Source organism: Trebonia sp. (assembly GCF_030042015.1).
Classification (GTDB): domain Bacteria; phylum Actinomycetota; class Actinomycetes; order Streptosporangiales; family Streptosporangiaceae; genus Trebonia.
This window is the reverse complement of record NZ_JASIAL010000365.1, coordinates 1-2,730: the sequence shown is the minus strand read 5'-3', so window position 1 is coordinate 2,730 and position 2,730 is coordinate 1. Positions and strand designations below refer to the sequence as shown.

Here is a 2,730-nt window from a genome sequence, read left to right as displayed (position 1 = left end):
CCGCTGCGTCAGCAGCAGGCGGAACAGCACGGCGATGACCACGATCATGACAGGACCGCCGGCGAACTCGGCGACGGTGAACTGCCAGCCCATGAGCAGCGCCAGGATCACGCCGAGTTCGATCACCAGGTTCGTGGAGGCGATCTCGAACGCCATCGCGGCGGTGAAGCTCGCGCCCTTGCGGAACAGCGACCGGGCCAGCGCCACCGCCGCGTAGGAGCACGATGAGGACGCCGCGCCGAAGCCCGCCGCGAGCGCCAGCGTCCGCGGGCGGTCATCGCCGAGCAGCCGGATGATGTCGGCCTTGCGTACCAGCGCCTGCACGACGGCCGACAGCGTGAACCCGAGGATGAGGGCCCAGGCGATCTCCCAGGTCATCGACCCGGTGATGGCCAGCGCGTGGACGATCGGGTGCATTCTGGTCACCCCTTGGTCTGCCGTCGGGTTACTTCAGGCTGCCATGCAGGCCGGCGTCCGGGTGCCCCGGCCCCTTCCGGCCGGCAGATGTGTGCGGTACAACGGTGTCTGCCGCCAAGCTGGCCAAGGCGGCGCGGAAAGGGTTGGCGCGGATGTTCTTTGTCACGTACCTGCGGCGGGAGCTGAGCCGCAGGATGCGCCAGGCCGTTGTCATCGCCCTGGGCCTCGGGCTGGGCGTGGGACTGGTTGTCACGGTGTCCGCCGCGTCGGCCGGGGTGGCGCGGGCGGAGTCCACGGTGCTCGGCGCGCTGTACGGGGTGGGCACCGACGTGACCGTAACCGGCGAGGCACCGCACCCGACAGCACCGCCGCCGGGCGCCCAGGCAGCGCAGCTGCCCCCAGACGGCAACCCCTTGGAGGTCTGCACGAACGGCACGTGCGTGAACATGGCCGGGAAGACGCAGAGCGACCTGAACGCGCCGTACTCGGGATTCAGCGCGTCGAAGGTGGCCGAGGCAGCGCGGCTGCCTGGCGTGGCGGCAGCGGCCGGCGGAATTACGATCCTGGATCAGCTGACCACGTTCCCGACGAGCGGCTACGCCCCTCCGGCATTCGGCGGCTACACCGTCGACGGCGTGGACACCGAGAACACCTGGCTCAGCCCGCTGGGCGCCGCGTCGCTGGTCTCCGGCCACTGGTTCACCGCGGCCGATGCCAACGCCGGCGTCGCGATCGTGGACTCCGAGTACGCGACGTCCAACCGCCTGACGATCGGATCGGCCGTCACCGTCGGCCAGTCCGGGTACACGATCATCGGGATCGTCAGCCAGCCGCAGGGCAGCAACCCGCCCAGCGTCTACATCCCGCTGGCGCGGGCCCAGGTCATGACGCTGGAGGCCGGCAGTCTGCGGAACGAGGTGAACACGATCTACCTGACGGCGGCCAGCGCCGCCGACATCCCGGCGGTCAGCAAGGAGATCAGGAGGCTGCTGCCTGGCACGATCGTGACCACCGCGGGCAACCTGGCCAGCCAGGTGACCGGGTCGCTGACTAGCGCCGTGTCGCTGGTCCACAACCTGAGCAGGTGGCTGACGGTGCTGGCGCTGGCCGCCGCGTTCGCCGCGGCCAGCCTGCTGACGCTGGCCGCGGTGAGCCGAAGGATGCCCGATTTCGGCATCTTGAAGGCGCTCGGCTGGCGGTCCAGGCGGGTCATCGCCCAGGTGCTCGGCGAGTCGGCCGCCATCGGCATCGCCGGCGCCGCCGCCGGAGTCGGTCTCGGGTTCGCGGGCGCGGCGATCATCGCCGCGGTCGCGCCGAAGCTGTACGCGACGGCCGGCGCGGACAACCTGCCCAAGCCCATCCCGCAGCCAGGTACCCGCCAGATCCTCATCGGCGGCTCGAGCCTGATCCACGTGGTGCCCGTTCCGCTGAATCCGGCGGTCGGCGGCGGCGTGATCACGCTGGCCGTGGTGCTTGCCGTGGCAGGCGGGCTGCTGGCCGGCGCGTTCGGGAGCTGGCGGATCGCCAGCCTGCGGCCCGGCGCCGCGCTGGCCCGGGTCGGCTGACCCGGCGCCGAACTGGCTCAGTACCCCGGGAACGGCGGTCAGGCGCGCAGCCCGGGCGCGTCGAGGCCGAGGCGGCGCAGCTCGATCGCCAGGCACCGGTTTTCCACGTAGGCCAGCCCGGCCGCCTCGGCGATCTCCCTGGCCTGCGCCGAGGCGATGCCGAGCTGCAGCCATAGCGCCGTGGCACCCGCGGCGACGGCCTGCCGCGCGACTTCCGGCGCCCGCTCCGCCGGCCGGAACACGTCGACCAGTCCCACCTGCTCAGGGATCTCGGCCAGCGTCCGGTACGCCTGCTCGCCGAGGATCTGCCCGCCGCGCGGGTTGACCGGGATGATCCGCCAGCCGTGACGCTGCATCAGCGCGGGCACGCGGTGGGCCGCCTTCGCCGGGCTGGCGCTCGCGCCGACCACCGTGATCGTGTCGTAGGTGGTGAGGATGCGCTTTACTACATCGTCCGTGTCGGCCACTCGTCCACGGTATGCCACCGAGGGACGATGCCCGCAGCTCCGCTTCTGCCGGCTGTTTCCCTCGCGTCCCAGAAGTCCCGCAAGTGTGACTTTGGACACTTTGTGCATGGACAAACCGGGCATTACGGGCGGCAAAATGGTCATGGAGTGTGCGAAGTTGCACGCCAGTGGTCCCTGTGAACAATGGGATCGCGCCGCGGGCGGGCGCGTGGTGCCGCGCGGCCGGGCCGCTGACCGGTCGGCCATCGACTCCCGTGCCCGAGGCAGCGGCTCCGGCGAAC

Annotated in this window: 3 protein-coding genes; 1 reads left to right on the top strand and 2 read right to left on the bottom strand. The window is 71.3% G+C overall.

The window, feature by feature from the left end; all coding sequences use genetic code 11:
• Positions 1–417, bottom strand: a 417-nt coding sequence (locus tag Q1N79_RS19715; RefSeq protein WP_300611015.1) for a permease, incomplete at its 3' end; no start/stop codon positions are given.
• Between the two features lie 152 nt (positions 418–569).
• On the opposite strand from Q1N79_RS19715, the gene Q1N79_RS19710 reads away from it, so the two are divergent.
• Entirely contained in the window at positions 570–1,982 is a 1,413-nt protein-coding gene (locus Q1N79_RS19710; RefSeq protein ID WP_300611012.1) for an ABC transporter permease, read from the top strand.
• Between the two features lie 38 nt (positions 1,983–2,020).
• Here the strand turns inward: Q1N79_RS19710 and Q1N79_RS19705 are convergent, their stop codons facing one another.
• A complete protein-coding gene (locus Q1N79_RS19705) occupies positions 2,021–2,449 on the bottom strand; it encodes a CoA-binding protein (protein ID WP_300611010.1) in 429 nt (142 codons plus the stop codon).
• Positions 2,450–2,730 lie beyond the last annotated feature (281 nt).

Coding starts and splice junctions, on each gene's coding strand:
- Q1N79_RS19710 (WP_300611012.1), top strand. CDS start 570: ATGTTCTTTGTCACGTACCTGCGGCGGGAGCTGAGCCGCAGGATGCGC.